The organism is Bradyrhizobium sp. SZCCHNR1015, assembly GCF_032489875.1.
Classification (GTDB): Bacteria; Pseudomonadota; Alphaproteobacteria; order Rhizobiales; family Xanthobacteraceae; genus Bradyrhizobium.
Genome location: NZ_JAUEYW010000034.1, coordinates 1 through 4,738, shown reverse-complemented (window position 1 = coordinate 4,738; position 4,738 = coordinate 1). Strand labels below are relative to the sequence as shown.

The 4,738-nt window shown below is 55.8% G+C and carries 3 protein-coding genes; all 3 read left to right on the top strand.

All coding sequences use genetic code 11. The annotated features are described in order from the left end of the window. Positions 1 to 1,364: 1,364 nt before the first annotated feature. Positions 1,365 to 2,063, top strand: coding sequence for an N-acetylmuramoyl-L-alanine amidase (locus QX128_RS33145; protein WP_316218925.1), 699 nt, complete (start codon positions 1,365 to 1,367; stop codon positions 2,061 to 2,063). A 555-nt stretch (positions 2,064 to 2,618) separates the two neighbouring features. Beyond that, complete coding sequence (locus tag QX128_RS33140; protein WP_316239656.1) at positions 2,619 to 2,972, top strand: hypothetical protein; 354 nt, start codon at positions 2,619 to 2,621, stop codon at positions 2,970 to 2,972. A gap of 851 nt (positions 2,973 to 3,823) precedes the next feature. Next, on the top strand, positions 3,824 to 4,456 hold the full coding sequence (locus QX128_RS33290; protein WP_410053206.1) for a peptidoglycan recognition family protein: 633 nt from the start codon (positions 3,824 to 3,826) through the stop codon (positions 4,454 to 4,456). Positions 4,457 to 4,738: the final 282 nt, after the last annotated feature.

Here is a 4,738-nt window from a genome sequence, read left to right as displayed (position 1 = left end):
ACGTCGGGCCAGTCGCGATTGAAATCGGCGGTCAGGCGTTTCATCTCGCGCCGCCGATCGCACGCTCCACCGCGGCGCCATCGTCGAGCGGCGCGGCTGATGGCGGCGCAGCGGCCGATGGGTTTGCAACGAGTGCGACGCTTGCGACGACCATACACCTCAATGCCATAGCCAGGTTCAGAAGCTCCGATGTTCAATGTTGTCGACTACGATTCAGGACGACGCTCGCGCGGCAGCCCTTGAATAGGCGGGGAACTACGCGTTCGGACGACCAACACTTGAGGATCGGACATGGTGCAGCGATAGTGATCCGGCCTCGGGAGGAGCGGACGCGGTCCAGTCGAGTATAGCTTGATCAGCCGCTGGCGAGCGGATTAGACTGAGTACCCGAATTGAAGAAACGTTCAGAGCAAACAGTGTTTTGTCGTTCCATTACCTTGGTATCGTTGAGCTTCCTGGCCTCAGCCGTCGGCGCTCAGGCGCAGGGCGACCCAACGCAGATTTTCAACGGTGTGTGGGTGGCAGTAAATCCGCCAGGACCGCACGTCGTGTTTAATATGATTAGCCTGGGTCAAAGAGAGGCTAGTTTGCCGATACTTGGCCAAGCCACGATAGGTCCATCCAATGGAGAAGACGGATCAAATTTCCGAATCTCGGGCCCAGGATTCACCTGCTTTTACCTGATACTCACCACCAACCAGCGGACAAGAATGGTCTGGGAGCTGAAGAGCGGTGGGGACGTCTGTTTCAAGTCAGCTGCTTTCGAGCAAGCCGATAGCCCGGTACCGGTACCGGTACCAGTACCGGCGCCGGCCCCGTTACCGCCGCCTCCGCCACCGCCTCGCCCCTCCGTCTCTCCGAGCTTCTCCTGCTCCGCTCGATTGAATGAGGCGGAAAGAACTGTCTGTTCAGACGACGGCCTAGCTCAGCTCGATCAAAATCTCGATGCTTTGTATACATCGGCTCAGGCTTACGCTCGCAGCAACGGTGACGCGGCAAGCTCTTCAAGATTGGCTGCAACCGAGAAGAGTTGGTTGTCCAACGATCGAAATGCCTGTGGTACGAATATAACTTGCTTGGCGAGCGCCTATTCGAGGCGGATTTCCCAGTTGAAAGCCTGCTTATCTCGGCTTCGCAGTGGTGACGGCTGCTAACAATTCCTTCGAACTCAACCGTATGATGGATCGGATCGGTCTCCATCGACAAATGCATTAGAAGCGGTGCTTTGGACCAGGGCCTCCATGCGAGCATTGTATTGCCTTCGTACTGTGCTTCTCACGAGCAGCCTTAGCAGTATCGCCCTGATACCCACCGCAGCACCACAGTCGGTGTCCGTGCCGCACTGCACATCGATCGTGAAGGTGATGCTGGACGTCGGCCACACGCCTGAGCAACCCGGAGCGACTAGCGCGCGCGGCGTGCCGGAGTTTGAGTTCAACCTCAGCCTCGCTCGCAGGGTTTCATTAGAACTTGCAAGGTCGGGGTACCTTGTGAGCGTGCTGGTCGTACATGGCATAGGCCAAGAACAGCTCCTCAACCGAGTCGTCCAGGCTAAACGCTATTCTCCAACTCTATTTATCTCCCTTCATCACGATTCAGTTCAGCCGTTGTTTATCCATCAATGGAGCTTCGCCGGACGAGCAAACCACTACAGCGACGAATTTTCCGGCTTTTCGATCTTCCTGTCTGAGCTCACTCCTAAGTTTGCCGAGAGCTTAGCGGCTGCCCAGCTTTTGGCAGATGAACTGATCAGGCAAGGACTGCGGCCTTCGCTGCACCATGCGATGAAGATTCCCGGTGAAGGGCGAAAACTCATTGATCGGCAGCGCGGGATCTATCTGAATGATCGGTTAGCCGTGCTGAAGGACGCTCCCTATCCGGCTCTGCTCCTTGAGGCGGGCGTGATCGTCAACCGAGCGGACGAAATCAATCTTCAAACGGAGACAATTCAGGCGCAAATAGCTCAAGCCATCACTCAAACCGTCAGCGGACGGTTTTGCGGGACCAATGGATCAAAAGCCCCATCGGATCTGCTCGATGAGCACAATTCAGATCGGAAGTAGCCCCAGTCGCTCAGGGCTCCACCCGCCGGTAATCGCCTGCCGCGGCTCTACAGGCCACGTCCGGCCCACCCGTACGGAATGAGAGATTTAGTCCTTCACCGGCAAAAGCATACCGGTAGGCGCACCTAAAACGCGGCCCGACCAGGCAAATATTCGCACCGCCATCGGCACACCTCTCGACCGATCCGACTCCGTTGAAAACGGTTGCCGCCCCCGAAAACGAAATGTTCAAATCACCATTTGACAGAAAGCGAATATTGTCTCCGGATCCACTCTTGAGCCAGTTGCCGAGCAACCGACCATCGAGAAGCCCTTGGGTTTGCGCTTGGGCTTGAGGCAGGAAAAAGGCTGCCCAGAGGCCGGCCACCAGAAGCTTCGAAAAGAAATCAATCTTCCAAACCCTAACTATCAACATACTATCCCCCTCTGCCCTTATTCCATGCTCAGTCTGGGCCTCGTCAAAACACTGGAAATCCTAATGCAGTGGTTGTAGCCTTGGCAATGCCGCGCATACGGCTTTTTGAGCTTAGTATATTAACCTGAAGGGGAAGCGCAATGCGCTGTTTTTTGGTCGCTCTCGGGTGCTTTATTGTTTTTGCAACCGCTAACGCTCGGGCGGACGCGCTGGACATTTTCAACGGCGTTTGGGTTTCGGTCAATCCGCCCGGTCCGCACTTCATCTTCAACAAGGTGGGCCTCAACTCTCGTGAAGCCAGCCTCCCTGTCTTAGGACAGGCGGCCATCCGGGTATCAAACGGCGAGAACGGGTCGAACTTCCTGGTCTCCGGCGAGGGCTTTTCGTGTCAATACTTCGTCGGCAAGATCAACAATAGCGAGATGACCTGGGAGCTCAAAGGTGGCTCATCGGTGTGTTTCCCGTCTGCGCATTTCAAGAAAGATCCTCCCTAGCGCGGAGCAGTGAGCGATGCGCGTTCGCGTCTTTCTCGTTGCCGGAGTGACCAGCGTATCATTGGCTTTCTCGGCAAGTGCGCTCGCCGACGATGCCTTGCAAATGTTCGACGGCGTGTGGGTTTCGATCAGTCCGCCTGGACCGCACATCGTCTTCAACAAGATCGGGCAGACACGCGAAGCTAGCTTACCCAATCTCGGTCAGGCCTCCATCACGAGTTCAAGGGGCGAAAGCGGATCAAACTATCAGATCTCTGGCGCTGGGTTTACCTGTTACTACCTCATTCTTACTACAAATGCTCAAGCCAAGATGGTATGGGAGTTGAAGAGTGGCTCAAGCCCTTGCTTCGCAAATGCCGTCTTGGAAAGGGCCGACTCTGAAAATGAGAGGGCCAACTCGAGTGCTCGACCTGCAACGGCTATAGCACCCGCTGCGCTTCAGGCGCCCAACGCCGCTTTAGCACCCAGCCCTGCGCAGCCGAGCCCGCCCTCGGAAGGAGGCCGCAGGTGCGGTTACTACGCGATAGCATATTGCTCCGAAGATCTAAGTGTCGCCCGTGGAGTCAGCGGTGCGCTTCAAGCACAACTCATCGACACAAATGCTCGTAATTACTATCCCAACTTCCGCGCCGGCTGGTACTGTGTTGGAGTCGGCCCGCTGAATAGGGACACAGCCCAGAGCACCGCACAAGGATACAAGCAGCGCGGATATCCAACAGCGTACTTTAAAAATAGCTGCTGAATCGCGCCTAACTTGGGTGCCGATCGGCCGGCTTGGGCCGCCCTGACCATCGTCTAGGTATTCCTAATAACACCCGAATACGCTCCATTCGAACTTCAGACCCGAAGGAATGGCTATGGGGAAGCAGCTTGTTTTGTTACTCGCGCTCGCTGCAACCCTTTCGAATTGCAGCGCGACCAGTACCGAGCGGTCCTCTGCTGACCGAACCCCAGAAGCTCAGGGCGCGCAGCCGGAGATCATCTCGCGCGAACAATGGCGAGCGAAATCGGCAAATGGTGGAATGACAGCCCAGACTGTCATTGGTATTATTATACATCACACGGGCGTTCGCAGTAACATCTCGACGAGCATCGAAGCGAAGATGCGCGGCTTGCAGGCATTCTCGCAGTCGCCGGGTCGAGTCTCACCATCAAAGTCAAAACCATCCTGGCCCGATGTACCTTATCATTTCTATATCGACGCAAGGGGCTCAATCGCTGAGGGACGGGATGTAAGGTTCGCCGGTGACACTAATACGGGCTACGATCCTAGAGGGTACATTCAGATTGCTGTCGAGGGTGACTTCGAACATGAAGCGGTACGCCCAGAGCAAAGAGAGGCATTGCGGGGCCTTTTGAAGTGGCTCTTAGTTCGCTGGAATCTTCCAACGTCCAGCGTCACTATCCACAAACTTCATGCCCCTACCGACTGCCCCGGGCGAAACTTGATACCCGAAGTTGAAGCTATCCTGAGGGAGATATAGATGGGTTTAATATTTCGCTGGCTGGACTCGACCACGTGAGACCATCATTTCCGTATCCAGCACCGGCCTCACAAGGCTGGGCTATTGTCTGAGTGCGCATTGTCGATTACTTACAATTGCGAGCCTCTGGCGACCACTCGCTAATTGATGGCTGCCGCAGCTCGATGAGCAAGCACCCAAGTCAAGAACCAATTGGAAATCTTTCCGCCAGCACGAAGCTCTCGCGCGTCCGGGTCACGTCGGGCCAGTCGCGATTGAAATCGGCGGTCAGGCGTTTCATCT

Excerpts from the sequence above, each read along its gene's own strand:
- QX128_RS33140 (WP_316239656.1), top strand. The coding sequence starts at position 2,619 with ATGCGCTGTTTTTTGGTCGCTCTCGGGTGCTTTATTGTTTTTGCAACC.
- QX128_RS33145 (WP_316218925.1), top strand. The coding sequence starts at position 1,365 with ATGCTGGACGTCGGCCACACGCCTGAGCAACCCGGAGCGACTAGCGCG.
- QX128_RS33290 (WP_410053206.1), top strand. The coding sequence starts at position 3,824 with ATGGCTATGGGGAAGCAGCTTGTTTTGTTACTCGCGCTCGCTGCAACC.